This window comes from Microbulbifer echini (assembly GCF_041447225.1).
GTDB classification, from domain to species: domain Bacteria; phylum Pseudomonadota; class Gammaproteobacteria; order Pseudomonadales; family Cellvibrionaceae; genus Microbulbifer; species Microbulbifer echini.
The window spans coordinates 19,589-43,925 of sequence record NZ_JBGMEL010000024.1 but is presented as its reverse complement, the minus strand read 5'-3'; the positions used below and the strand labels follow the sequence as shown (position 1 = coordinate 43,925).

The following is a 24,337-nucleotide window of genomic DNA, read 5'->3' as shown; positions in this document are numbered from 1 at the left end:
ATCTTTAATTACAGCGTATGATCTGCGGTGCAGCATGAGCGCCAAAGGTAATTGCTATGATAATGCTTGTGCAGAAACGTTCTTCCACTCACTTAAGGTAGAAGCAATCCATGGTAACCGCTTTCCTACAAGGTGCCTCATGCGAGAAACCGTATTTGAGTATATAGAGATAGACTACAATCGAAATCGCTTACACAGCGCCAATGGCTACTTAAGCCCTGAGGCGTTTGAGGTACAACTAGTCGCTTAGTGGTGTGTCCGTTGTTGATGGGTAGGATCATAGATCACAAAACCTTAAATGCTCTCCAGGCTTGGAAGGATACCGCTGAACGAAAGGTTTCATGGGATTGGGAATTTTCCCGGAGCTATAAGATTTTCTACCCGAAGTCATTCGATATGTCAGTTTGGTTGGGAAATACTCTATGTTCAATGTCCCTTGGTCGCCCTACATTCAAGGGCACCGAAATGCGTTTAGATTTTATAGAGAGAGCCCCTAAGAATTGTCCATACACCGGTGAAATGTTCAGTATTTCTCTATTGGCGTATGAAATTTATGGGGATCTAATTGGTGCAAAGAAAATTCGCATCATGGAGCCTATGAATGACAAGCTCATAAAGTACTATATGTCTCATGGTGGGTTTAAATTGGTTGGTTCAAAGAAAGGCAATCCACATTATCTGGTAAGAGACTTATGAACGATAAAGAAAGATACGAACAGGCAAAAAAGGAAGCCGAAGAGAGGGCAAAAGAGTTGTTCAAGCCACTTCCCGAAGATATTAAGGAAGAGCTTGAAAAAGATAGCACTTTGGGCTCACCGGAAAACCTAATAGATCGTAGTGATGAAGAAGAATAGGTTGAAAAATGACCTCAGTTTTCTGCGAGCTAGTTATACTGCTTGTTCGATCCAATTTGTGTTGACTTTTACCTTTCTGTGGAGAGGTGACTTTTTGTAGTTGTGAAGAGGGCTGTTTAAGTTCACTGCCCTATACCTCGAAGATAACTAGCTATTAATAGCGTCTTTATTGAGGTGTAGCCTCCTTCCCTGGAGAGCCTATCCTCTACGCCTTCCATTGCCTAGTTTTTGTTCATTTTTATGCGTACATAGATCTCTTCACGATGGACGGGAAGAGATTTGGGGGCGCGGATGCCTATCTTTACTTGATTTCCCTTCACTTCCAACACTGTGATCGAGACATTCGTTCCAATTCTTAGGTTCTCGCCTGTTCGGCGCTTTAGGATCAACATGTTTTCTTCCTACCGATACTCAAGCTGTGGATGGGCATTCCTTTGTGGGGAAGCTTGGTGAGTGATACTTGGTAGAAGAGTGGAGGGGCGCGTGGGCGGTGGGCGCAGAATAGGAAAAGGCGGGCGCTAGGCTCCCAAAGCTTGGGGAGTCGCTCCAAGCTACTGATTGTGCTCCACTTTATTGAAGACGAGCGGGTTTCTAGCGTAGTATGCATACAGCCATCTTGATAGGACTCTTATCAATTTGGTTAGCTGGCCCCTGGTGTTGCAGCACCTTGGGTCAGCGCCTTTTCTCTATTTTTACTTCACGCTACCTTCTCCTATTGTGGGCAGGTTCTTTTAGAAAATCTTTGTGGCTCTTGCAGAGTGTTGGCCTTGTGAGGGTTTGTCTAGCTATAGACCACAACTTTGACGGTTATCTTTTGATTTTACGTGGCTTTGGCGAAAGGGAAAACCAAATAAGTTCCAATAAGATAATTTAGGCGCCTATATATTCTTCGATGCGTTAGCAAGAAAAGCCATTGAATAACTATTGTTTTGTGTAATGTTCTTCTTCAGTCGAAACTCTTGGCGATTTATACTTCTGTTTAGAAGGTGTATGGGGTCACCATTTATTAATAGTGAAGTTGTAAAAAGGAATTTTGATGGCTGGTATGGAAATCGATTTAATATCTAAACAAGCACAAGACTATTATGGAAGTACACCAGTTATTATTTTGGGTAGTGGTGCATCCGCTGCTCATGGTATGTCAGGTATGGGAGCTTTATCTCAACATCTAATTAGATCAGTTGAGGTTGAGGGTTTAAGTTGTCAAGAGGTTGGATTATGGGGAGAATTCTGCGGCTTTCTTGAGGATGGGGTTGATCTTGAGACCGCTCTTCATAAGGTTAACTTAACTCCAGCATTAACAAGTAAAGTCGTATTGTCTACATGGAATCTACTTTCTCCTGAAGATGTTGCAGTGTTTGAGAAGGCTCTAGTTGATCAAGAACTATTTCCGCTCGGCAAGCTTTTAAGACATATGCTGAGGAGCACTGTAAGGCAGGTCAATATTATTACTCCAAACTATGATCGATTGGCAGAGTATGCTTGTGAACAGGAGAGTATTCATCATTTTTGTGGGTTTTCACATGGGTATAAGGGCTTTCCAGAAAAAAAAGATTATTTGAAGCCCTCGAGACAGGTTAACATTTGGAAGGTACATGGTTCTTTGGGGTGGTTTGTTAATGATCAAGGGGTTGTCTGTTCGCTTGGTAATATTGGTAGAACACCTGAAGGTTTAACCCCCCTCATAGTTACTCCAGGCAATGAAAAATACCGAAGTACTCATAGAGAGCCATATAAAACAATCATTCATGAGGCTGATGATGTCATTGATGCTGCATCCTCATATCTTTGTATCGGGTTCGGGTTTAATGATGATCATATTCAAGAGAAGCTGGTGAATCGCTGTGCAAAAGGTGATGCCTCAATAACTGTTGTTACACAAAAGCTTTCTGAATCAGCTAGGAATTTTTTATTTAGAAGCCAATTGTCGCGATATCTGGCAATTGAAATGTGTGAAGATGGTCCCGGTTCGTTAGTATATAGCTCTGAATGCGTAGAGCCGATTAAGATTGAGCGCAACTGTTGGTCTTTAGGTGGATTTTTAAATTTAATAATGTAGGGCTTAGCTATGGCAATTTTTAACTTTTCAGATGATGATGCACTTGGGACCGTTTCTTCAGTTGATACTGCAACTGTAATCGTGTCTGTTGAAGACAGTGAAAAGCTAAAAAGATTGCAAGTAAATAGACTTGCTGTTTTACAAAGCAGCAAGCCAGGGCAGCACTTGATCGGTCTTATAAGTCAAGTTACCCGAAAGCGGTTGATTCTAGATCAGGATGAAAATCATGGCGAAGAGTTTGATGAACAGAATCTTTGCAAAGTTTCATTGATAGGATCATTGCTCGATGCGGAGGGCCTTAACCGAAATGTTTTCCGAAGAACATTGGAGAGCGTACCTGAGATTGAAGCAAATTGTTTTTCGCTAGAGGGAGAAGACCTTACAGAATTCATGCGCGTTATCTCTCATTCGGAGAATGATGGAAATTCCTTGGTGCTAGGTAGATATACTTTAGATGATAAAGCCGAAGCTTTTCTTAATGGAAATAAGTTTTTCCAACGGCATGCTTTTATAGGTGGAAGTACAGGGGCGGGGAAGTCATGGGCGACTGCAAAAATCATTGAGCAAGTCGCACACTTGAAAAATTCGAATGCAATTATTTTTGATCTTCATGGTGAGTATGCTCCACTGGCTGGTGATGGAGTGAAGTATTGTAAGATTGCCGGGCCTGGAGATGTGGAGTCGGGAAAAACCATTTCTGATGGCACTATATTTTTGCCTTATTGGCTTCTTTCTTATGAGGCAATGGTTTCATTGTTCGTAGATAGAAGTGATCAAAATGCACCAAATCAGGCGATGATTATTTCTAGAGAGGTTAATGCGGCAAAAAATAGATATTTATCTGACGGTGAATATAAAGATATATTAGAAAATTTCACTATAGATAGCCCTGTTCCTTTTGATCTTTCATCTGTGATGGATGGTTTGAATAGAATTAATGAAGAGAAAGTTGCTGGTGTAAGGGGTCCCAAGGCAGGAGAATTTAATGGAAAGCTGAGTCGATTGATATCCAGACTTGAAAATAAAATCTCAGACCGGAGATTGGGTTTTCTTTTTAAAGGAGGCGCTGATGTTCTTCAATTTGATTACCTTAATCGTTTGGCAAATTTACTGTTAGGCTGTGCTGTTGAAAATGGTACTGGTGGAGTTAAGATTATAGATTTTTCAGAAGTGCCATCTGATGTATTGCCATTAATGGTTTCATTGGTAGCGCGAGTATCATTCTCTATTCAGCAATGGACTCCGCTAGAGAAAAGACACCCGATAGCCTTGATGTGTGATGAGGCTCATCTTTATATACCAAATAGAAATCTCACCGGATCAGCAGATGATATATCAATAAAAATCTTTGAAAGGATTGCAAAAGAAGGTAGAAAATATGGGCTTAGTTTGGTTGTAATCAGCCAGAGGCCATCTGAGGTTAATAAAACAATTCTTAGTCAATGTAGTAATTTTGTTTCAATGAGGCTTACTAATTCTGATGACCAAGGTGTGATCAAAAAATTGCTTCCAGATAGCCTGGGTAGCTTTAGTGACATACTACCTACGCTCGATACTGGTGAAGCTTTGGTAGTGGGTGATGCCAGTCTATTGCCTAGTAGAATACGAATAGATGAGCCAGTAAGAAAGCCAAATAGTGGAACTATAGAATTTTGGAGGGAATGGCAAGGCGAGGTTGATCGAGCACGGCTTGGTTCTGCCATAGACAACTGGAGGAAGCAGAAAGTAGAGTGATGCTTACATAAATCGCTTTTATCAGAAAAATGTGAGCGTTCTAACTATGATATTGAGTGCGGCTTTAAGCCGCACGATAATCTATACATCCCTCTAATCCAGCTCCACCAACCTCCGCATCAACGGAAAATACAGCGCACACCGAATATTCCGCTCCCCCCGCGCATAAAAAAGCTTGCGGTAATTTTCCAGCTGATTCCGATACTGCTCCAGCTGAGCCGCAATAAACTCTTCCTGGCTTTCCTCACCACTGGTCTCAGCCGTTTTGTAGTCGACAATCCAGCGGGTGCCTTCGTTATCGATAAAGGTGCGGTCGACAATAGAGCGTCTTAACTGTCGGCCGCCGCTGTGGAGTTCCAGTTCGCAGGCGGATTCCCTTAGTGAGCCATCCAATAACCAACGGCCGGTGGGGCAGTTGAGGCTGTTGCGTACGGCGATCTCCACTTTCTCGGCGGCGCGGTCCAGGCTGGTGGCGGATAGCCCCAATTGCTTTAGGCGCAGTTGCCATAGGGGGCGTTGGGCTTCCAGTTTGCTGGGTGTCCAGTCGTTGATATTGGTCTCGGCAATGGTGGCGAGGGTTTCGTGTGCTACGGTGCCGGCGTGTTTTAACCAGCGCAGGGCTACCTGGCCCAGTTCGGGAATATTGTCTTCTTCCTCGGTTTTGGGTTGGTAGTCTGGCATGCGGTATTGGGCCAGCCATTCCTGCCGGGGCACGGCCTGGGGTTGCCATTGGTTGGGCAGGCGCAGGAGGTAGTCGTGATCTCTGCTGGCTTCGTCCTGGTTGAGTAGGGGGTCTTCCGCTTCCAGCCAGTGGCACCAGTCGCTTTCCTGGTGGTGCAAAACACTGGGCCAGATGCCGGCGAGTAGGGCGGCGCTGCCGGGGGCTTTTAGGTGGCCCTTTTTTTCATCCCGGTTGCTGCAGGCTAAAAGATGCAGTGAGCGGATGGCGCGGGTGCAGCCTACATACAATAGGCGGGTGCCTTCCAGGCGCTCGCGTTCGCTGTTGTCGTGCTTCAGGTATTCAAAAACCGGGTCGCGGCCGCCGCGCGCATTTTTAGGAGCGAGCAGGAAGCGGCTTTCGCCTTCGCGGCTAAGCCATTCGCTCCAGCGCAGCAGTTGGTCGCTGCCGGGTTTTCCGCCTTGGTCCAGGCCTGGGATCAGTACGTGTTCGAACTCCAGCCCTTTTGATTTGTGAATGGTCATCACCTGCACTTTGGCATCCTGGGCGGGGCGGGCGTAGAGCTGTTCCAGGGCCAAGGTGAACTGTTGCCAGTCGGTAATGGCTCCGCCGGTATCGAAGGCTTCTAATAATTGCAGAAAGTCCTGCACATTATTCAGGTCAGATTTTTGCGCTACGGTGGCGGGGCCGCCCAGTTCCAGCCAGAGGCCTTCAATCCAGGTGCGCAGGGGTTTGCGGCCGCGCTGTTGCCAGGCGTGCAGCAGATTGGGGGCCACTTGGGCTAGGCGTGTGCGCCCTTCATCGCTGAGCAGGGCGATATCGTCTACTTCCTGCAAGGCCATTAACAATGGACGCGCGCTGGTATCGGTTACGGTGATATCCCCATTGCCCCAGTTGGCCAGGGTGTAAAGATCTGGCAGTTGCAGTCCGCACCAGGGGGCGCGGAGTACGGCCAGCCAACTGATTCGGTCGCTGGGGTCGAGTAAGGCGCGGGTGAGACTGAGTAAATCCAACACCACCATTTTACTGGCGAGCGGCGCCAGTTCAGGGGCTTGGAAGGCGATATTGGCAGTACTTAGGGCCGGCAAAATCTTTTGCAGGTGTTTTTTCTTGCGCACCAGAATGGCGATGCGGCTTTCCGGATCTTGCGCTTGTAATTGCTGCACCAGTTCAACCGCTTGGGTGGCTTCGCGGTTGCGGTCTTCGTCATCAATGCAGCCGTAAAAATTCACCGAGGGCTCGGTCCATTTGCTGCCTTTAAACGCTTCGGATTGCAGATAGCGTACGGCGCCGCGACCGATATTGTCCGCTTGCGGAAAGGCCCTTTGGAAAGTCTCGTTGACCCAGTTCACCACTGCGCTTTCGGAGCGGAAATTGACCTGGAGATCGAGGGCCTCCAGGGGGACTTCACCGATACCGCGTTCGCGCGCATCCAGGAAAATACCCACGTTGGCATTGCGGAAGCCGTAACAGGATTGCATGCCGTCGCCGACAATAAATAGGGTGCGGCCGTCTCCCTGCTGCCAGCCGGCAGTGAGTTTTTCCAGCAGTTGTAGCTGGGTGTGGGAGGTGTCCTGGAACTCGTCCACCAGAATATGCTGGGTTTGCAGGTCTAGTTTTAGGGCCAGGTCTGTGGGGTTATCGCTATCGCCCAGGGCGATCAGTGCGGCTTGGGCCACTTCGGTATAGTCGGTGGCGCCCAGCTGCTGGAAGACCAACTTTAATTCGGCGACTAACTTGGGCAGTACCTGGGCGAGCCCTTGCAGCAGTTGCCATTGGCTCTGTTGCAGTCCGCTGGGAAGCTTGCCCACTTCTCGCAGTGCGGAGAGCAGCGGTTCGTTGCCGGCCAGTTCTGCCAGCAGGTTTTTCATGCGCTGTTTGTATTCTTCGGCGATTGGGCGCTCGGGATCTTTTTTATCCGGTAGGCCAAAACCGAGTTTTTTATTGATGCCGCCGCCTTTGCGCAGATCACCGGTGGTGGTGAGGAGCAGGCTGCCGAGGGCGAGCCAGGCGGGCAGGCCGCTGCTGTCTGTGCTGGGGAAATCGTCCAGTTCGGCGAAGAGGCACAGGCCGTGGCTGGGGTTTTCCTTTTGTAAATTGCCGCCGGCATAACTGGCCAGCTCCAGCAGTTCCCCGGCGTAACTGCCGAGGGCTGTGGTGAGGTCTTGCAGCTTTTCCGCTACCAGTTCGTCGATAACAAAATGGAAATAATCCTGGGCGCCGTCGAAGTTAACGCTCAAAAGTGGGCCGAGCCATTGCTCGCGCTTGTCCAACAAAATACGCAGCAGCTTATTGAGCTGGCCCAGGTCGTTGTCCAGGTGGAGCAGTAGCTGCTGTAGATCTGCGTCTGGGGTTTCGCCATCGAGGTGTTTGAGCAGGTTCACCACGGCCAGTTCGAAGGCGATTTGAGTGCGCTCCAGGGGTTCACCCGGTGCGCCCAGGCCGCTTTCGATCGGCAGTTGGCTGGCGAGGCTGCGGCAGAGGCCGTCAATGGTTTGAATACGCAGGCGCTGGGGTGTTTGCAGCAGTTCCCATTCCAGTTCGCGATCCCGCTCCAGCAGGGCGCGGGCCAAATCCCAGGTGATGGCATCGTGTGGGTTATCTGGCCGGGCTTGGTCACGGGCGCTGTGGAGGGCATCGATCAGGCGCTCGCGCATTTCACCGGCAGCTTTGCGGGTGAAGGTAATGGCCAACACTTCTTCTGGCTGCTGGCAGGCGGCGAGCAACTTTAATACGCGCTGGGTGAGCAGGCCGGTTTTACCGGAGCCCGCCGGGGCGGACACAGCAAAACTGCGACTGATATCCAGGGCTTGGCTACGGGCGTCGGCATCGATGGGTCGGCGCAGGGCGGGAGTGGTCACAACTTCGTTCATTCGGTTATTTGCTCCCTTTCCGGCCAGCGGTTTAGGGGCCAGAGTTCACTGTTGTTATCGGTGGGGCGATCAAAGGCGAGGGTGGCTACACCACTGCGATATTCTGTGGCGAGGGATTCCAGGCTGTAGCGCCAGTGCTCCACCAGATTGCTCCAGGTGCCGTAGGGGGATTCTTTTTCCGTATCGCCCACGGCTTTTATGCCGGCGATGGGGTGCTCCAAATCTCCGCAGCCATTCCATTTGCAGTCGCCGTTGCGCACCTGGCCGAAGGCGATGGCGTGGGCGTCCGGTTGGAAGAGGGCGTAGAGCGGCAGCTGGGGTTCGCGGATACGCTGGGTAAGCCAGTCGCGAATACTGGGAATACCGGTTTTGTAATCGATTACCAGTTGCTCGCCGCTGGCGAGTTGGTCCAGTCGGTCCAGGCGCAGGTTAAAGTGCAGCCCGCCGATTTCCACGGCTTGTTCCCATTCCACTTTTTCTACGGAGAAATTGGGCCTGTCCAGTTCCACAGACAGCCATTGTTGCAGCAGACGCTCCAGGCGCTGCTTTTCCATGGCCCAAAATCCGATCGGCAGGTGATTGTATTTTTTGCGCACACTGCCGAGGGAGCGCTCCACCGCGCGTTCGATTTGCGCTTGGCGTTGCTCGTCGTCCATGGCTTGCAGTTGTGTGAGGGTGCCGCACCGTTGCCAGAATTCCGCCAGCACCTGGTGCACCACATTACCCCGCTCGGCAGGGCCGAGGCCGATATCCGGTTGGGTAAAACTGCTGGCGCCAAGGCGGAAGCGCAATTGCGCATTTAACGGGGACAAGGCCTGGGCCTTGAGCACCGAGGCACCGCCGCGCACCCGCTCGCATTCGGGGGGGGTGAGTGGCGGTAGCTTTTTGTCTTCGATTTTTTCCAGCTGACAGGCTTGCGCCAGTTGGCTGTAGTGATTATGCAGGGCGCCTTTGGCAAAGTGTTGGGCTTGTTGCGGGCTTTCAAACAAGCTGCTCAGGCCTTGCTGTACACCGTCTTCTTCACAGGTGTAACTCACGACGATATCGCCGCTGGCATTTTGCAGGTCGGCGGTGAGTTCGCGGGCCAGTTCCAATTCCCGCTCGGCGCTGGCGCGGGGCATCTTCCAATGTTTTTGCCATTGAATCGGCAACAGCGGATTGGGTGCCGGTGCCGGCGGCCACTGTTGTTGACCGAAGCCGACCAGGCGCAGGTGATCGAAGGCGAGGCCGCCGGCTTCCAGTACCCCGAGAATTTGCAGGGGGCCATCGCGGGTTTCCGCTTGGAAGGGGGTGCGGCTAGCAATCTGACGCAGCAATTGCAGGGCCTGGGTGAGGGTAAGGTTGCCACCGCAGGCGCTGAGTGCGGCGAACTCTTCCAGGATGGACTCCCATTGCATCAGCTGCTGGTATTCCTGGCTGTCCGGGTTGCGGCTGCCGGGCCAATTTAATGCGGTCAGTGTTTCGGAAAAACGCGCGGCCCAAATTTCTGCGGGGGCTCGCTGCCAGCGGCGGGCGCGTTCGGCCATTTGCTCCAGCTGGCGGGGCAGTTGCGGCGATTCCAAGTGGAGCACTTCTGCGCTGCGCTCGGCCCAGTAGCGCAGGGTTGCGCCGTCGATGCGGCGCAGCTCCAGTTTTTGTAAACGGCGGAACAGGGCACTGCGCAGCCAGGTTTCACTGTCGTCACCCCAGAAGGGGCTGAACAGGATGTTTTGCAATTGGGGGTAATCCCATTCGTCTTGCAGTAGCGATAGCAATTGCAGGGCGGCGCTGCCGACCGGTGTCTGCGCCAGTGGCGTACCGGCGGAGAAGTTAAACGGCAGTGTGTAGCGCGGTTGCTGCGGGTCCAGGTATTGGGGTTCGAGCACGCGGGAAAATACCGCTTCCACCTGGGCGCGGCATTGGCCCAGATTGTTCACCACTATACCGACGCTGTGGCCGGGGTTTTCGGCGAGCTTTTGTCCGGCCCAAAGAGCTGCTTGGTAGAGTTCTTCATCCAAATCGGCGCAGGCGGTTACGGATAATTCACTTTGCTGGGTAAGTCCCGGCCTTTCATTAACGGCTGTTGCACCTGCGTGAATCAGGGCATTGGCGAGGGGCGAAATCTGGGCGAAGCCGGCGGTATCAATTTGCGCGACGGGTTCCAGAATGCCTTCCTGGAATGCGCGCAGGATCAGTTGATCGCGCTGGTCTGGCGTGATGGCACTGTGGGCTTGAAGCTCAGTGGCAAAGGCCTTGATCATGGCGCATAGCGGCAGTTCGTCGCTGCGCATAGAGAGTGCGAACTGCTCCAGTAAGGGAGTTAGCGCTTCATCTATTTGCGAGAGATCGGAAATCAGCTGCCATTGGAGTAGCTGCGCCAGGGCGCTGTCGGCATCCCGGCACAGTTGTTGGCTGTTGAGCAGTTGCCGGTCCAGGGATTCATCCAGGGCGCGCTGCCAGAGTAATTGCCGCTGCTCGCGATTCAATACCTGCTGCAAGGCGGGCTGCCAGTTGCGTTGTTGCAGCTGGAACCAGAGCTTGTCCAGCCAACTGCGCAGGGATTCCACCGGCGGCGGCATCCAGCAGGCACCGGGCGACTGCTGCGTGGCAAACACCTGCTGGCAGCGGTTGCGCAAACGGTTGTTGGGGGTGAGCAGCAGTCCTCCAGGGGGCAGCTGCGCAAATATTTCGAGAGCGGAAAATGCCGGCTTCAGCATGAATTCGGGTACCGGTTAGGGCTTGTTATTTGGGGAACGGTCGCGGTTTGTCGTGCTGCTGTCAACTTGACGACATTTTTGCGGAGGCGTTTCTGGGAATGAACTCGCGAAAAGCCGCGGCAATATTGCCACAGTGGTCGCTGGCACTGGTTATCAGTTGGCTACAGTTCGGCTGGCTGGATAGGGGCAGGCCGAGTTCGTCGAGCCACCAAGCTACACGGCGGGCGATAGCCTCGCCAGAATCCAGCCACTGTATTGGGCGGGGTGAGAATTGCTGTAATTCTTCACGCAGTAAAGGAAAATGCGTGCAGGCCAGCACGGCAATATCCACTTGGTCGCCCCCGGCTGTGTGGAAGATGCGGTGTAATACAGGCTCCAGGTCGCTGGAGTTAATTAGGTTGCCGCGCAGTTTGGCCTCTGCCAGATGCACCAGCTCTGGGGCGGGTACATTGATTACCCGGTTACCATTGGCAAACTGCTCTATCAACTCGCGGGTATAGCGACGATTTACGGTGCCCTCGGTGGCGATCAAGGCAATAGTGCGGGACCGACTGGCGGCCGCGGCAGGCTTGACGGCGGGCACCACACCCACCACAGGATTTGTCAGATTCTTTCGCAGTTGGGGCAGGGCCAGGGTGCTGGCGGTATTGCAGCCCACAACGAGAATATCTGCTCCGCACTGGGCCAGCATACTTTGGGCCTGCGCCACGATCCGTGGGCGCAGCTGCGCCTCCGTTTTATTGCCGTAGGGGTAATAGCCATTATCCACCCCGAAGTGCAGAGTGAGGCCCGGCAGCATACGGCGAATTTCCCGCGCAATACTGATTGCGCCCACGCCGGAATCAAAGATCAAGGCGCTCGCGGGCGTGTAATCGGGAGAGGCGCTGTCTGCATGCATAAGTTCGGAGATACCAACATCGAGAGTAATTCTGCAAGAATACCTCAAATTTCGCGATAAGTTACGCTTGCGCCGGGTCCTACGACTGGGTGGGCCGGGGACGACAGTACATTCCCCGGTCAAGCTGTTAGAATGGCCGCCTCGCCTGGGGGGAACTTCGGGCATGTCGATTGCGGACACATGTTCCCAGGAGAAATCCTGCTTCATATACCTCTATTCCGGGTCTGGGAGTACCTTCTATGCCAGCGTTCCCGCTGCAACTCAATACCGATCATGCGGTGTTGGCGGCTATCGCCTTATTCGTTTTACTGGGCTTTGCCTTTTGGCTGGGTCGTTCCGGTGGTCGCCGGGCATTACTTCAAGTGCAAGCGGCCCATCAGGATGCGATTGCGGCTCAACAGGTGACCCAGGCACGCCTGGACAACAGCCGTGAACGGGAAGTGCAACTAAATGGCGAGGTCGAAGCTTTGCGCGGCGAGCTGACCGGCAAGCTGCAACAGCTCACCCGCAGCCAGGTGCTGGTGGAGAAGGGAGAGCAGGCACTGGCGGAGCAACGCCAGTTGGTGGAGCAGATGCGCGCCGCCATGGGCGAGCAGTTTGAGAACCTGGCCAACCGCATTTTCGAAGAGAAGCAGCAAGTCTTCGCGCGCCGCAGTGAAGATAGTTTACGCAAGAGTCTCGACCCGCTGGAGCGCCAGCTGGGAGACTTCCGCAAGCGGGTGGAGCATGTTTATGACCGCGAAAACGCCGAGCGCAACAGCCTGCTTGGGCAGATTAAGGCCCTGCGCGAGCAGACCCAACGTATCAGCGATGAGGCCCTAAACCTGACTTCGGCCCTGAAGGGAGACCGCAAGATCCAGGGTAACTGGGGCGAAGTGGTGCTGGAGCGTTTGCTGGAAGAATCCGGTTTACAGAAGGGCCGTGAATACGAAACCCAGGTAACCCTCACCAGTGACGGCCGCAGGCGCCAGCCGGATGTGATTGTGCGCCTGCCGGAAAATAAAGACCTGATTATCGACTCCAAGGTCTCTCTGGTGGATTACGAGCGCTATAGCTCGGCGGAAACCGATGAAGCACGTGCCCAGGCCCTGAAACAACATGTAAACTCCTTGCGTGCTCATATTACTGGCCTCAATAAAAAGGCCTACGAGCAGCTTGAGGGTGTGCGTACTCTCGACTTTGTCTTTATTTTTATGCCGATCGAGGCTGCGTATATGCTTGCCATGCAGGCCGACCCAGATCTGTTCCGCTTCGCTTATGAAAAACAAATCGTATTGGTAAGTCCCACCAGCCTGATGGCCACTCTACGCACGGTCGAGAATATCTGGCGCTATGAGAAGCAGAACAAGAATGCGGAAAAAATCGCCGACGAAGCCGGTAAGCTGCACGACCAGTTTGCTATGGTGCTGGAGTCGCTGGACGATTTAGGCGGGCGCTTGCGCCAGGCTGAGGAAGCCTACCAGCAGACCTACAAACGTTTGGCCACTGGTCGCGGCAACGCGGTGAAGCGCATTGACAGCCTGCGGAAGCTTGGTGCAAAAACCCGCAAGCAGATTGCCTCCGATCTTAGGGAGCGGGCCAACACCCCGGAAGTGAACACTTTGCCACAGACCGAGGTGGCAACTACGGAAGATTAATCGCCCATGGAAAACCTTGCATTTGCACTCTCGGTCACCGGGCCCATCTTCCTGATGATTATTGGTGGGTACCTGCTGAAGCTAAAGGGGATTGTGCGAACCAGCTTTATCGATGATGCCTCCAGGTTGGTTTTCCATATCACCTTGCCGGCACTGCTTTTCATCAATATTTATTCCTCAGATGCCAGCCCCTCTAAAGAGATACCTCTGCTTACCGCGGGAGTTCTTGGCACTTTTTTGATGCTCCCGCTTGCCTGGCTGTTGGCTCGACCGATTATGCCTATGGATCGCAGCGCTTTTATACAGGGCGCTTTTCGTGGGAATGTGGCTATTGTCGGCCTCGCGTGGATTCAAAAAGCCTATGGCGATACAGGTGTCTCTAACTCGGCTGCGTTAGTGGCTGCGCTTACGATTCAGTTCAACGTGATCGCCGTCGTTCTTTTTGTGCTTTACAATAAGGAGACGAAATTTGGCTGGCGGATATTGTTTTGGGAGCTGGTCAAGAATCCTCTTATCCTCGGTGTATTCGCAGCTATTGTGTGCCGCATGTTGGCGATCAGGCTACCGGAAGTACTCCACGATACAATTCAGTATTTGGCCTCCGTGAGCCTGCCTTTGGGTCTTATCTGTGTCGGTGCCAGCATGAAGATGCGAACACTCATGCGCAGCTCCCCAACAGCGCTGGTCGCTTCGTTACTTAAGTTGGTAGTGGCCCCGATGGTCTGTTTACTGATTGGCTTGGTATTGGGTATGAGTCCCGAATATTTGGGTTACCTGATGCTGATGGCGGGTTCCCCCTGTGCTATTTCGGCTTTCGTTATGGCCCACGCCATGGGTGGAAACAGCCAGCTTACTGCGAATATCGTTGGGCTCAGCACATTACTCTCTGTTGTTACTGCCAGCATCGGACTGGCATTGCTTAAGGTATATTTGTGAGTGCGAAGGACTCAGTCTAAATATATCAAAGTTTAAGATAAGGGGTGTTGTGAGGGGTGGTTTGTGAATAGAGAGGACTAATATGGAGGAGCTGGAATTTTCGTTTTCAGTAATTAGTCCAATTTTCCTTACCATGGCTGCGGGATATTTTTTGCTCGTTTCAGAGCGCTAGAAAAACAATTTGTTGATAAATTATCCAGGTTTGTCTTTAACATAACATTGCCAGCCCTATTATTTTTTAATATTTACATGTCAGATGCTGGCCTGAAGGAAGAGTTTTTATTTTTAACTGCAGGGGTTCTCGGTACTTTTATGACAATCCCAATGGCCTATCTTCTTGCATTTCATGTAAGGCAGAATGATCGAAGCACGTTTATTCATACCGCCTTTCGAGGTAATATGGCAATTGTTGGATTGGCATGGGTGGAAAGTGCTTATGGCTTGAGTGGCTTAGCGCAAGGAGAACTCTTAGTTGCTTTTGTCAGTATTGTTTACAATGCAGTTGCAGTAGTTCTACTTGCTTATTTTAGTGAAGATAGAAATTTCAGCTGAAAAGTGTTACTCAAAGAGGTTGGGAAAAACCCCCTGATTTTTTCAGTTTTGTTAGCACTTTTGTTGCGAGAATTAAATGTGCAACTTCCTCAAGGCCTCTTGCAAGCGGGAACTGAGGTGGGATCAATTACGTTACCACTGGCTTTGCTGTGTATTGGCGCTAGTTTTGATTTTAAATTGCTTCGTGATAGCTCATTAGCAACATTTGGAGCAACTGCGATCAAGTTATTACTGGTGCCTATGGCGATGCTAATACTAGGTTGGCTGTTTCGTCTTGAGCAACAAAAATTGGGTGTGTTGGTATTGATGGCAGCAGTTCCCAGCTCTTCAGTTTGCTTTGTGACAGCAGAAGGTATGGGTGGAAACAGCCGTATGGCAGCAAATATAATTGGACTAAGTACATTGCTTTCTATCATTACTGCTAGTTTTGTATTGACGATCTTTAAGGTGTTATTTGAATGACTGTTTTTCCAGTTTTTGTGTTAGTTATTGCAGCATTAATAATTTTCTTCCTCGCCACTCTTGCCGGTTACTACTTGCGCAAGCTTGCAGTCGCTCAAAAAAAACAGGCTGAGCAACTGGCTGAATTGGAGCAGGCCGCACAAGAACAGCGTCAAAGAGTGAACGATAGCATTCAGATTATTGCGCGTTCCCTACTGGATGATGGGGTAGGGCTTACTGAAGCTTCCATTCGTATTCGCGTGCTCCTGGATTCACTTCAAGTGGAAGATAGTGTGCGTGAAGAATTTGTCGCTTTCTATACCATCGCAGAAAAAACCAGCCATATCCCAATCCTGAAGGACTGGAAAGCACTACCGCGCAAAGAGCAATTTCAGTTTGAGCTGGAGATGGCGAAAGTAGAAGTAGACTATAAAGATTTTGCAATGGATGCGGCCAAACGCATTCTAGGTCGTTCGTTCTGAGGGCGTAGTGCATGGTTCAGAAATCATCAGTTTGCCTGCTGATTTTTGAACCGATCCCTTCTACAGCTTGCGCGCAGAGCCATTTTTCATTTTCGCGCCACTGAATTGCTCAGTCTCATTTATCCCAGCTGGCAAAGAGCAACTTCCCATTCGAATGATAGTGTAGGTTTTTTCAGTGAGACTTGCTAATTTGTCTGGATAAAGCTGTATTTTTCCCGCGATTTTGTGTGTTAAATAAATCAACATTCAAAATACGCCTCTAAGTATCCTTGTAAAGATAAGCTGCCAATGCCAATGCCAATGCCAATGCCAATGCCAATGCCAATGCCAATGCCAATGGGAAAGGGAATGGTGGTTTGATCCCTTACGTTAAATAGGGTGGTGGCTAACGATCTCAAGTAGGGCGATGTGGGCAAGCTTCTGTGTAATTAACCCGATAGGTTTCCATAAAAATACGATATCGAAATTTTAATCGTGGTGTGGGTCGATATTCATGGGGGAACATGTTCTGTAGGGATTTATCCGGAAAACAAAATGCCTGGTAATCTGGGGGTTTGTACAGTTTGTCCTCGCCTTAGCGGGCAGCGTTGTTGTGTATTTTAATGCTTCTTTTTGGATGCGCAGCGGTTTCCTATTACTCTTGGTGTAAAGAAAGACGCAATAGGACTTAACGGCGGCGGGCTGTTCATTTTCCTGCTGAAAGGATCTTTGACTCCCTGCTGAGGCATCAATTAAGCCTTACAATTCCTTCCTTAAGGGAATCGACAAGTTCTCAAATGGAGCTAAATTGTGAGTTCGAATAGGCTTTTAATGTTTGCTGGAATATCCTTCTAGCCCACCTGGGTATAGGTTTTGTGTTTCAGGTAGTGTTTCTCGGCTTTCGCGGCTCCCATCTCCATATTAAGATATTTATAGATTTGCCAGTCGCAATGGGTTATTTCAGTATCAATATAAAATAAATATAAATTCAGAAAAGATTAAGCGTATCAATTTTATTGGGCCTTTACTCATGGTTTTGAGTTGCTGGTATTTCCTTTGGACAGTCTATTGTGTGTGCTTTATGATCGTAGTTAACCTTCTTTGTGATAAGTGAGGCTGTTCTTGATAGGTTACTTGCAAATGCGGGTCAAGTTTGAAGGAATCTGTATAGGGGCGCTATCAGTTTTTAAAATAATCATGTGTCGGTTATCAAAGTGTGAGATTATCTGTTGTAGAGCGACGAATAGATATGTTAGGTGGATTGATCGCCGGTAAGGGAAAACTCTATGAACCTTGAAGTCGATACAAGCTGCGTAGGGGAAAAATAAAGTGCGTGTGGCAGATATTCGTGATAAACCCAAACTGTCGACTTAGAGAATGTTTAGGGTTTGCTTTATAGATTTTCAGCTGCAAAATCCTGATAAAGGTTAGCGTTTACAAGACAAGTTGAGTTTTTTGTGACATTGATATTGATTTCAATCTTTACGGCTGTAATGGCCATATTTACCTTGACTCCAATTTGTAAAGTTGAGGCTTGGTATATACGTGGTTTCGATTTTCCGCGGGTACAGTTTTCATTGCTCATTAGTCTTCTTTTGGTTGCTCAATGTATCTTTTTGGACTTGAGCAGTCCTATTGTATGGGGGCTGATTTTAGTTGCGCTCAGTTGTTTAGGCTATCAACTATGGTGGATAGCTCCGTATACACCACTTTTTCCGGTTGAGGTTGAGCGTGCTAAACGGTCCGGGGGGCTTACAAAGCCTTATGATACGGTTAGTATTCTAACGGCAAATGTATTGACGCCAAATAAAAATGCTAAAGGGCTTGTTGATCTAATAAAACGGCATCAACCAGATATATTTGTTACATTAGAGTCGGATAATTGGTGGCAGTCTCAGCTGGATGTTTTAGAGTTAGACTACCCCCATACCATGAAATGTCCACTCGATAATCTATACGGAATGCATGTTTATGCCAGGTTCCCCTTATCGAAGAGTCAAATACAGTTCTTAGTCGAAGATGATGTGCCTTCAATGCACACGCTGATTCACACCCCGAGTGGTCATACGATCAATGCCCACTTTTTACATCCCGCCCCACCAAGCCCGACTGAAAATGAAACCTCCGAAGAGCGAGATGCTGAGCTGCTCGTGGTTGCAAAAAAAGTTTCTAAAACTGATGTGCCCACCATCGTCGCAGGAGATTTAAATGATGTTGCTTGGTCGTACAGTACAAGGCTATTTCGAAAAATAAGTGGGTTACTTGATCCACGGGTTGGGCGAGGTATGTACAACACTTACCATGCCAGCTATTGGTTCATGCGCTGGCCATTGGATCACTTGTTTCACAGTCATCATTTTAGGCTCCTTAAGATAGAACGTTTACCGGGCTTTGGGTCTGATCATTTTGCCCTGTTGACACAGTTACAGCTTGAAGCTGAAGCTAAGCCGGTTCAAAACACAGTGTCATTGGAGGAGGGAGATGAAGCTATTGCGCAAGAAAAAATTGATCAACAAAATGTTGAGGTGAGTGATGTAGCTTCTTTCAACAATTCGAAATAGAAGCTAGGCAAGACTATTGTTAATTTGTCGTCTTTTTAGTTTGACAGGTGGATAGTATGGCTGTTTTACTAAATTTTGCACTCTAGGCGTAACTCTCAGCAAAGGGCGTTGTCGACCCCGCGAGGGAGGTTGAATGTCCTAGTCGAGTTGATTTTCTACAAGTTAGAGAACCTAACTGAGAGGGAAAGAGCTCGGATGTTGGGTTGGTACACCGGTAATAAGAGGTTTATAAATTGGCCGCAATTGATACGTTAAGAAAGCAGTGCATTGGTAGGTTTGATTTAGATTGTGGTGATGATACGTCGACGTTTTTAGATAAGCTTCGTCCCTTTTCTGAAGTGTCCATGAGTGATTTTTATCAGATTATTTGTGCGGCCGAAGAGATTTATCAGTCAACGGCTAATGATCAGGTAATAGATAAGGATGTGATATACCAGCTTAATGGGTGTGCTCATTATGTTTATATCTGGGCGTTGAGAGATGGCGCGATGTTAACCTGTAATGGATTGATTTCCGATGCTCAGAAGAAACAGCTGGAGAAAATATATAAAGTATTAATGGGGGTTATTGCTCAGTTATGTAATCCTCATGATAGATCGGATAACGGAACTTCACCGATGGAAGTCTATGTGGGTGAGTTTGGGACTGGGGACAACAAATAGAACAGCTGTTTCTAGGGTGGTGTTTAACTTAAGTCTATTGCTCAGCATGAATCACAGCCTGGTAATTTCTTTACGCTTGTTGGTATGTAAAAATACAGAAGCATGATGAAGTTTGGCTTGGGAATGCAATGCTGAGTGACCGGAATCGAAAAGAGCAGGGGCTGCTGCGCAGCCCCTCGATATTTATCATCCGGTTACCTTGAGCTTGTTCACTACTTTTTCCACGTCATCCGTGTTCTCTGCAATGGCTTCAGCCAAGTCTTTCTGTGCTCCAGATTTCACCGAACCCTTAAGGGTAATGGTGCCCTCCTGAGCTGAAACATCAATCTTAGTGCCGGAGACTTCTCGGTCTAACAGTAGGCGGGTTTTTACAACCGCCGCTATTTTCGTATCTGTGTATTCTTTTGAAAGGGTTTCGCCAAGGCTCTCATTGTTGGCAACGGTAAGCTTATTTTTCACTTTCTTGACACCGTCAATACCAATGATTAACTCTTCCGCAAGGCGTTTGTCAATGTTGCTTTCAACTTCACCGCTCAAAATCACAACACCGTTATGGACATCGGTATCAATAGCAAAGTTATTTAAGTTCTCATTAAGGAGAAGTACTGTCTCGGCTTTTCCGTCCAACCAGGCATCACCCATGGTGAAACTCTTCTGTTCAGACTTTTCTCCGGCGATGGCGCCAGCTGATACGGAAACTGCAATGACTGCGGCACTCAGGGTTTTTTTCATAAGTTTCATAACTTACTCCTTCTTTGCTAGTGGTAAAATATATTAAGCAGCTTTCATGCCAAGTTTTCGGTTTCGTGATTTATTGGCGCATGTACGCGGTTTGAGTGGTGGCGATATTCTTCAGTTGATCGATAGCAATTTGCAGTTTTGCTGTTTGTGCAGAGAGCGCCAGACCAAGACGAAAGCCGCATAGGGACTGAATAATCTGTAACTGCTGGTTCTTTTGGAATTTCTCACACTCTATAAGAGTATTGATCAAACTGCTGGGGGGCGATTCTGAAATCAGTGCGACTGGACGATGCTTAATCTCCATATCGGGTACCGTCGGTGAAGAGTTAAAGGGAGGGCCCTTGAGTAAATTTTTTACATCGCCGTGTAAATTTTTCAAAACACCAAAAACTTCCTTCAATTGATGGTCGCGAACATTTTTTGTACCAGTTTTATAAAAAAGTTCTGCGTGGGCACTCAGATAGCGGACGGTGCTTATCTCCGTCTTTATATTGTGTTGGGAAATTTCTGCGGATGCTGATAATTCTACGGCCTGATAACTCATTGGACTCTCATTTGTTTACGATACTGCAATATAGTCAATTTTCGTGCCAATGTTGTTATTTGCGATATTTAGTCCTTCTCTGGAAATATTATTCACCGAGTCCGCGCCTTTTGTAGGTTGAAATCCAACGTATAGAAAAGAAAACCCTAGTAACCCACGAGTTGTATCTATCAGTTGTTAGAAAATAAAGATGGTCGTCAACAAAGTATTGAAATAATCCAATCAAAGAAATCCGTTGGAGTCTTTAGGCTGGGTCGTTTTGATGAGGTCAGCGGCAGGAGTATATTTTTGTCGTTGAGCGACGTGTTCTAATTTTTACTTTGGCCGTTTGTTGTGTGTATAAATACCTTTACCGCTGTTGGGCGGCAATAAAAGATATTTTTCTTTAGGGCGGGGAGATGGTGAGTTTTACAGTAAAGTACTTTTCCTTGGTGAAAAAAATCGGCAGGGCAGGGCGCTTTTGCGCCCTGCCTTAAGGGCTAGCAATCGGAGTCCTTTGCATCTACTCCTTCTTTAACCTCTTCACAGGCGTCTTCAATTGTGTTGCCTAGCTGTTCTGCTTTTTCGTCAACGCGCTCTCCAAGCGTCTCTGCTGGCTTATCTTCACATGCGGTAATAGAAAAACTAAACACGGTGGCCAGTAAAATCATACTGAGTTTATTGCTTGGCATTTTCATTGTACTTTCCTTTGTAGTCGATTTTTGATTTGTGGGCGCTTTACAAAATTCCCAGGGGAAAGAGTATTCTAAAAGTTCGCCGGTTAACTGTTACAAGGCAAGAGCCGTGCCAGCTTATGTTTTATGGGCTTTTCGAGGGATTAACGCTGGTTTTGGGCTTTATGGTGATCTGAGGAGTGAAAATATTTCACTGCTGTATGTAGGGACTACAATCGCAACCAGTTCCCAGGCAACGGTTGCGCCTGATGATTAACTCTGAACAATAAAGGCGTCACTGAGACTTTAAAGTTAGCCGTTGAAGCTTAATCCGGCTAGGCCGGGGTTACTACCAGGTAGCACACCCCAGCCGTTAGATACTTTTGATACTAAGGAATTACTTGCGAACCAGCATCAGGCCAGTTTCGGTGTGGTCGGTGTATGGGAACTGGTCGAATAGAGCAAAGCATTCGATGCGGTGCGTCAGGCTCAGTTGCTTGAGATTTTCTAGCTGGGTTTCTGGATTGCATGAAATATATAAAATGCGCCGAAAGCGGGCCACCATTGCACAGGTTTCACTGTCCAGGCCTGCGCGGGGCGGGTCTACCAGAACCGTGTCGAAATTGTAGCTATCCAGATCTATCTCTGCCAAGCGGCGAAATGGTCGGATCTTATCGATGGCTTGGGTAAACTCTTCACTGGACAGACGCACGATATCGAGGTTGGTGACTCCGTTGGCCTGGATATTTTCCTGGGCAGAATTTACTGAAACTTTGGAGATTTCTGTGGCCAGCACTTTCTCAAAGTGCTCACTCAGGGGGATGGTCAGATTGCCATTACCGCAGTAAAGCTCGAGCAGGTCGCTTGTATTCTTGCCGCAGGCATTCTTTGCCCAATGGATCATGGAGCGGCAGATCTCCCCATTGGGTTGGGTAAAACTGCCTTCCACTTGCTTGTATTGATAGGTTTTACCGTCAATGTCGAGCTTTTCGGTAACGAAATCCCGCTCTAGCACCACTTTCTGCTTTCGAGAGCGACCCAGAATAGGGAAGCCCAGTTGTTCCTGCAGAGCCCTGGCTTCCTGTTCCCAGCTTTCATCCAGCTTTTTGTGGTAAATCAGAGTAATAAGTGCATCGCCACTCAACGTGGTGAGGAATTCGGCTGAGAATAGGCGCTTGCGCAGCACCTCGCTGTGATTTACGGCCTGTAAGACTCTAGGCATCAGCTGGTTCATCAGCTCAGAGCCCACCGTGAACGCATCAATGATAAAAGGTTTCTTATATTCACCCTGGCGGTACATGGCATAGTGGGCCATGCCGTCTTCATGCCAAACTTTGAACTCGGCGCGCAGTCGATAGTGAATCGGTGGGGAGGGGAACAGCTCAGGCTCCAGGTTAGTGAATTCCCGGTATGCTTCAGTCAGGCGTTCAGCCTTCTTGTGGAGCTGGTCTTGATAGTCGTCTGTGTTAACGCGGTGCAGTGCCATATTAGAATACGGTAGTCTCATTGGTAGAGCGGGCGCGAATTATATAGGAATCCGTATGGCAATAGGTGAGATTGCAATAACAGTGGCAGGGCAGGGGTTGCACGAGTTTACTGACCAGGTCGCTGGCTGGGTCTCCAGGCAGATTGTGGGGGAAGGTCTCTGCACGTTATTTATCCAGCACACGTCCGCGAGCTTGTTGATTCAGGAAAATGCGGACCCCAGTGCACGTAAGGACCTTGAGCAGTGGTTAAATCGTCTAGTACCTGAGGGGGATCGGCTCTATACCCATACTCTTGAAGGCCCAGATGATATGCCTGCCCACATCAAGGCCGCCCTAACAGCCAGCAGTCTCTCTATTCCTTTTAAAAAAGGTCACTTGATGCTGGGTACTTGGCAGGGAATCTTTTTGTGGGAGCACCGCCACCACCATGGAGAGCGGCGTGTGATATTGCATATCTAGCCGCTCGGTGGCGTTTTACAGGCAATTGGTAGGTTTTGGCAGGCCGGCGATTTTACTGGCGACCTTGGCCGGGCTGGGTGGAAAAAGTTGCATTAAATAGATACTGCGGCCTTTGTCTGCCCCCAGGTTCTGGCCGATAAATTTCACCAGAGGGCGCATGGCAGGAGAGAGCTCGAACTGGCGATAAAAGTCCTGTAGCAGTCTGATGATTTCCCAATGGGCATCGGTCAGCTGTATGCCCTCAGCTGCCGCCAATTGTTCTGCGACATCCCGGCTCCAGTCATTGAGGTCACGCAAGTAGCCCTCTTTATCGAGGGGGATTTCCTGGGCGTTCACTTTCAGGTTGCTCACTCTTTTGGTCACCGGAACCAGCTGACGATGGGGTTGTGTTCGGTGCACAGGTGCACCCAGCGAGCGTCGTCGATTGCCTCCACGGAACAGGATATGGCAGAGGGCAGCAGCCCGCGCGCTTCGCTGTCGGCGGCCAGATAGAAGATCTCTGTGTTTTGCAGGTCTTGTAAGGCCTTGTGCTGCAGAGCGTACACACCGTCCTCGATCAGCAGAAGGGCATCGCCATCGGCAAAGCTCTCTAGACAGTCGCTCAGAGCCTGGGTACTGAATGGGGACTTACTGACAATATGTAGCGTCATATTAAAAGCTCAACACACATTGATAAGCGGCGATCAGGTTCCCAGGTTGGTCGACCAAGGTGATTTCCGCACCGGGAATTTGTATTTCTTCCGGGGTGAGTCCCCTCTGCGCCAGGCTGCCTCGGGCAACATACAGCTGTTCGATGCCAAACATGGGTAATGCCATCAGGTTGCGGCGTAGGCTTTTTTGTCCAATAGCCATTGGGGATTGATGATCCAGCAATTGGAAAACGCCATCGCCGAGAAACAATAGATCGATTTCTTGCTCCATAGCGGCGGAGGCGAGAACCGCTTCGAGGCCTTCGCGGGCCAGGGCACTGCCATAGGGTGCGGCCCGGCACAGGGCCAGAGTTCGCTGCTTCATTGCGTACCTCCAAAGGTCACCAGGCGTTCGGAGTTGGCGACGGCATCGGTGAGCTGGCCGAGGCCTGCTAGCTGAAAGCCTTCGGCGAGATTGGCGGAGGGTTTCTCCAAACGTTCTGCCTCTCGCTGATTCAATACCCCGCGTCTCTGTGCGGCGGCGATACATACGACAAGATCTAGGCTGTGCTCGCGTTGTAAAGCCTGCCACTGCCCGGTCAGATCGGTTTCATCCTGGGGAGGCGCGGCGATGCTGTTGGCGTTTTGTACGCCATCGCAGTAGAAAAAAATCCGGTAGATCTCGTGCCCTTCGGCCAGTAATGCTCTGGCGAAGCGCAATGCGCTGGCGGCGGATTGGGAGGAATGGGGTGCAGCGTAAACAGCCAGGGAAAACTTCATA

General features: G+C 49.6%; 24 protein-coding genes and 1 pseudogene. 12 read left to right on the top strand and 13 right to left on the bottom strand.

The genetic code is table 11. The features are described from left to right. The 3 genes from ACCI51_RS17920 to ACCI51_RS17910 all read left to right on the top strand — a co-directional run. Positions 1 to 250 (top strand): IS3 family transposase (locus ACCI51_RS17920; protein ID WP_371844795.1); only part of this gene is annotated, 250 nt, incomplete at its 5' end. Between the two features lie 179 nt (positions 251 to 429). Next, the gene (locus tag ACCI51_RS17915; protein ID WP_371844793.1) at positions 430 to 696 is read left to right on the top strand and encodes a hypothetical protein; all 267 of its coding nucleotides are present in this window, start codon (positions 430 to 432) and stop codon (positions 694 to 696) included. Next, the gene (locus ACCI51_RS17910; RefSeq protein WP_371844792.1) at positions 693 to 854 is read left to right on the top strand and encodes a hypothetical protein; all 162 of its coding nucleotides are present in this window, start codon (positions 693 to 695) and stop codon (positions 852 to 854) included. Before ACCI51_RS17915 ends, ACCI51_RS17910 begins: the two co-directional genes overlap by 4 nt. 221 nt (positions 855 to 1,075) lie before the next feature. Here the strand turns inward: ACCI51_RS17910 and csrA are convergent, their stop codons facing one another. Continuing rightward, entirely contained in the window at positions 1,076 to 1,246 is a 171-nt protein-coding gene (gene csrA, locus ACCI51_RS17905; RefSeq protein WP_371844791.1) for a carbon storage regulator CsrA, read from the bottom strand. A gap of 644 nt (positions 1,247 to 1,890) precedes the next feature. Here csrA and ACCI51_RS17900 point away from each other — a divergent pair. After that, positions 1,891 to 2,913, top strand: a complete 1,023-nt coding sequence (locus ACCI51_RS17900; RefSeq protein WP_371844789.1) for an SIR2 family protein — start codon at positions 1,891 to 1,893, stop codon at positions 2,911 to 2,913. A 9-nt stretch (positions 2,914 to 2,922) separates the two neighbouring features. Further along, positions 2,923 to 4,647, top strand: coding sequence for an ATP-binding protein (locus ACCI51_RS17895; RefSeq protein WP_371844788.1), 1,725 nt, complete (start codon positions 2,923 to 2,925; stop codon positions 4,645 to 4,647). Between the two features lie 93 nt (positions 4,648 to 4,740). Here ACCI51_RS17895 and ACCI51_RS17890 read toward each other — a convergent pair whose 3' ends face one another. The 3 genes from ACCI51_RS17890 to murI all read right to left on the bottom strand — a co-directional run bounded on the left by ACCI51_RS17890 (position 4,741) and on the right by murI (position 12,000). Continuing rightward, on the bottom strand, positions 4,741 to 8,199 hold the full coding sequence (locus ACCI51_RS17890; protein ID WP_371844787.1) for a UvrD-helicase domain-containing protein: 3,459 nt from the start codon (positions 8,197 to 8,199) through the stop codon (positions 4,741 to 4,743). Further along, positions 8,196 to 10,895, bottom strand: a complete 2,700-nt coding sequence (locus ACCI51_RS17885) for a PD-(D/E)XK nuclease family protein (protein ID WP_371844786.1) — start codon at positions 10,893 to 10,895, stop codon at positions 8,196 to 8,198. The genes ACCI51_RS17890 and ACCI51_RS17885 overlap by 4 nt, the downstream gene beginning before the upstream one ends. Before the next feature lie 61 nt (positions 10,896 to 10,956). After that, entirely contained in the window at positions 10,957 to 12,000 is a 1,044-nt protein-coding gene (murI, locus tag ACCI51_RS17880; protein ID WP_299587142.1) for a glutamate racemase, read from the bottom strand. 32 nt (positions 12,001 to 12,032) lie between these two features. On the opposite strand from murI, the gene ACCI51_RS17875 reads away from it, so the two are divergent. The 4 genes and pseudogenes from ACCI51_RS17875 (at position 12,033) to ACCI51_RS17860 (ending at position 15,841) form a co-directional block, all read left to right on the top strand. Beyond that, a complete protein-coding gene (locus ACCI51_RS17875) occupies positions 12,033 to 13,430 on the top strand; it encodes a DNA recombination protein RmuC (protein WP_371844785.1) in 1,398 nt (465 codons plus the stop codon). A 6-nt stretch (positions 13,431 to 13,436) separates the two neighbouring features. After that, positions 13,437 to 14,366 carry an AEC family transporter gene (locus ACCI51_RS17870; protein WP_371844783.1) on the top strand — a complete coding sequence of 310 codons (930 nt, stop codon included), beginning with the start codon at positions 13,437 to 13,439 and terminating at the stop codon, positions 14,364 to 14,366. Between the two features lie 144 nt (positions 14,367 to 14,510). Next, positions 14,511 to 15,380, top strand: a pseudogene (locus tag ACCI51_RS17865) (AEC family transporter). Continuing rightward, complete coding sequence (locus ACCI51_RS17860; RefSeq protein ID WP_371844781.1) at positions 15,377 to 15,841, top strand: DUF2489 domain-containing protein; 465 nt, start codon at positions 15,377 to 15,379, stop codon at positions 15,839 to 15,841. The pseudogene ACCI51_RS17865 and the gene ACCI51_RS17860 overlap by 4 nt, the downstream one beginning before the upstream one ends. A gap of 60 nt (positions 15,842 to 15,901) precedes the next feature. On the opposite strand, the gene ACCI51_RS17855 is transcribed toward ACCI51_RS17860, so the two are convergent. Beyond that, a complete protein-coding gene (locus ACCI51_RS17855; RefSeq protein WP_371844780.1) occupies positions 15,902 to 16,087 on the bottom strand; it encodes a hypothetical protein in 186 nt (61 codons plus the stop codon). Positions 16,088 to 17,277: 1,190 nt separating this feature from the next. Here ACCI51_RS17855 and ACCI51_RS17850 point away from each other — a divergent pair. Next, on the top strand, positions 17,278 to 18,381 hold the full coding sequence (locus ACCI51_RS17850; RefSeq protein WP_371844779.1) for an endonuclease/exonuclease/phosphatase family protein: 1,104 nt from the start codon (positions 17,278 to 17,280) through the stop codon (positions 18,379 to 18,381). Between the two features lie 233 nt (positions 18,382 to 18,614). Beyond that, entirely contained in the window at positions 18,615 to 19,043 is a 429-nt protein-coding gene (locus ACCI51_RS17845; RefSeq protein ID WP_299587123.1) for a hypothetical protein, read from the top strand. Between the two features lie 186 nt (positions 19,044 to 19,229). On the opposite strand, the gene ACCI51_RS17840 is transcribed toward ACCI51_RS17845, so the two are convergent. The 4 genes from ACCI51_RS17840 to trmA form a co-directional block, all read right to left on the bottom strand. Then, complete coding sequence (locus ACCI51_RS17840; protein WP_371844778.1) at positions 19,230 to 19,784, bottom strand: BON domain-containing protein; 555 nt, start codon at positions 19,782 to 19,784, stop codon at positions 19,230 to 19,232. Between the two features lie 70 nt (positions 19,785 to 19,854). Next, a complete protein-coding gene (locus ACCI51_RS17835) occupies positions 19,855 to 20,328 on the bottom strand; it encodes a hypothetical protein (protein WP_371844776.1) in 474 nt (157 codons plus the stop codon). 479 nt (positions 20,329 to 20,807) lie between these two features. After that, on the bottom strand, positions 20,808 to 21,005 hold the full coding sequence (locus ACCI51_RS17830) for a hypothetical protein (protein WP_299587117.1): 198 nt from the start codon (positions 21,003 to 21,005) through the stop codon (positions 20,808 to 20,810). A 373-nt stretch (positions 21,006 to 21,378) separates the two neighbouring features. Then, positions 21,379 to 22,467 carry a tRNA (uridine(54)-C5)-methyltransferase TrmA gene (gene trmA, locus ACCI51_RS17825; protein ID WP_371844774.1) on the bottom strand — a complete coding sequence of 363 codons (1,089 nt, stop codon included), beginning with the start codon at positions 22,465 to 22,467 and terminating at the stop codon, positions 21,379 to 21,381. 55 nt (positions 22,468 to 22,522) lie between these two features. Here trmA and ACCI51_RS17820 point away from each other — a divergent pair, with 55 nt between their 5' ends. Further along, complete coding sequence (locus tag ACCI51_RS17820; RefSeq protein WP_371844773.1) at positions 22,523 to 22,927, top strand: secondary thiamine-phosphate synthase enzyme YjbQ; 405 nt, start codon at positions 22,523 to 22,525, stop codon at positions 22,925 to 22,927. A 15-nt stretch (positions 22,928 to 22,942) separates the two neighbouring features. Here the strand turns inward: ACCI51_RS17820 and ACCI51_RS17815 are convergent, their stop codons facing one another. The 4 genes from ACCI51_RS17815 to tusD are packed head-to-tail and all read right to left on the bottom strand — an operon-like array spanning position 22,943 to position 24,336. After that, positions 22,943 to 23,278: a TusE/DsrC/DsvC family sulfur relay protein gene (locus tag ACCI51_RS17815; protein WP_371844771.1), complete on the bottom strand. Its 336-nt coding sequence runs from the start codon at positions 23,276 to 23,278 to the stop codon at positions 22,943 to 22,945. A gap of 8 nt (positions 23,279 to 23,286) precedes the next feature. Further along, entirely contained in the window at positions 23,287 to 23,577 is a 291-nt protein-coding gene (gene tusB, locus ACCI51_RS17810; RefSeq protein ID WP_371844769.1) for a sulfurtransferase complex subunit TusB, read from the bottom strand. Position 23,578: 1 nt separating this feature from the next. Beyond that, positions 23,579 to 23,941 carry a sulfurtransferase complex subunit TusC gene (tusC, locus tag ACCI51_RS17805; RefSeq protein WP_299587107.1) on the bottom strand — a complete coding sequence of 121 codons (363 nt, stop codon included), beginning with the start codon at positions 23,939 to 23,941 and terminating at the stop codon, positions 23,579 to 23,581. Then, a complete protein-coding gene (tusD, locus tag ACCI51_RS17800; protein ID WP_371844767.1) occupies positions 23,938 to 24,336 on the bottom strand; it encodes a sulfurtransferase complex subunit TusD in 399 nt (132 codons plus the stop codon). The genes tusC and tusD overlap by 4 nt, the downstream gene beginning before the upstream one ends. Between the last annotated feature and the right edge of the window lies 1 nt (position 24,337).

Bases quoted from the DNA above. Each gene is read 5' to 3' on its own strand.
- ACCI51_RS17915 (WP_371844793.1), top strand. From the start codon at position 430: ATGTCCCTTGGTCGCCCTACATTCAAGGGCACCGAAATGCGTTTAGAT.
- ACCI51_RS17910 (WP_371844792.1), top strand. From the start codon at position 693: ATGAACGATAAAGAAAGATACGAACAGGCAAAAAAGGAAGCCGAAGAG.
- csrA (WP_371844791.1), bottom strand. From the start codon at position 1,246: ATGTTGATCCTAAAGCGCCGAACAGGCGAGAACCTAAGAATTGGAACG.
- ACCI51_RS17900 (WP_371844789.1), top strand. From the start codon at position 1,891: ATGGCTGGTATGGAAATCGATTTAATATCTAAACAAGCACAAGACTAT.
- ACCI51_RS17895 (WP_371844788.1), top strand. From the start codon at position 2,923: ATGGCAATTTTTAACTTTTCAGATGATGATGCACTTGGGACCGTTTCT.
- ACCI51_RS17890 (WP_371844787.1), bottom strand. From the start codon at position 8,199: ATGAACGAAGTTGTGACCACTCCCGCCCTGCGCCGACCCATCGATGCC.
- ACCI51_RS17885 (WP_371844786.1), bottom strand. From the start codon at position 10,895: ATGCTGAAGCCGGCATTTTCCGCTCTCGAAATATTTGCGCAGCTGCCC.
- murI (WP_299587142.1), bottom strand. From the start codon at position 12,000: ATGAAGCAGGATTTCTCCTGGGAACATGTGTCCGCAATCGACATGCCC.
- ACCI51_RS17875 (WP_371844785.1), top strand. From the start codon at position 12,033: ATGCCAGCGTTCCCGCTGCAACTCAATACCGATCATGCGGTGTTGGCG.
- ACCI51_RS17870 (WP_371844783.1), top strand. From the start codon at position 13,437: ATGGAAAACCTTGCATTTGCACTCTCGGTCACCGGGCCCATCTTCCTG.
- ACCI51_RS17860 (WP_371844781.1), top strand. From the start codon at position 15,377: ATGACTGTTTTTCCAGTTTTTGTGTTAGTTATTGCAGCATTAATAATT.
- ACCI51_RS17855 (WP_371844780.1), bottom strand. From the start codon at position 16,087: ATGTTGATTTATTTAACACACAAAATCGCGGGAAAAATACAGCTTTAT.
- ACCI51_RS17840 (WP_371844778.1), bottom strand. From the start codon at position 19,784: ATGAAACTTATGAAAAAAACCCTGAGTGCCGCAGTCATTGCAGTTTCC.
- ACCI51_RS17835 (WP_371844776.1), bottom strand. From the start codon at position 20,328: ATGAGTTATCAGGCCGTAGAATTATCAGCATCCGCAGAAATTTCCCAA.
- ACCI51_RS17830 (WP_299587117.1), bottom strand. From the start codon at position 21,005: ATGAAAATGCCAAGCAATAAACTCAGTATGATTTTACTGGCCACCGTG.
- trmA (WP_371844774.1), bottom strand. From the start codon at position 22,467: ATGGCACTGCACCGCGTTAACACAGACGACTATCAAGACCAGCTCCAC.
- ACCI51_RS17820 (WP_371844773.1), top strand. From the start codon at position 22,523: ATGGCAATAGGTGAGATTGCAATAACAGTGGCAGGGCAGGGGTTGCAC.
- tusB (WP_371844769.1), bottom strand. From the start codon at position 23,577: ATGACGCTACATATTGTCAGTAAGTCCCCATTCAGTACCCAGGCTCTG.
- tusC (WP_299587107.1), bottom strand. From the start codon at position 23,941: ATGAAGCAGCGAACTCTGGCCCTGTGCCGGGCCGCACCCTATGGCAGT.
- tusD (WP_371844767.1), bottom strand. From the start codon at position 24,336: ATGAAGTTTTCCCTGGCTGTTTACGCTGCACCCCATTCCTCCCAATCC.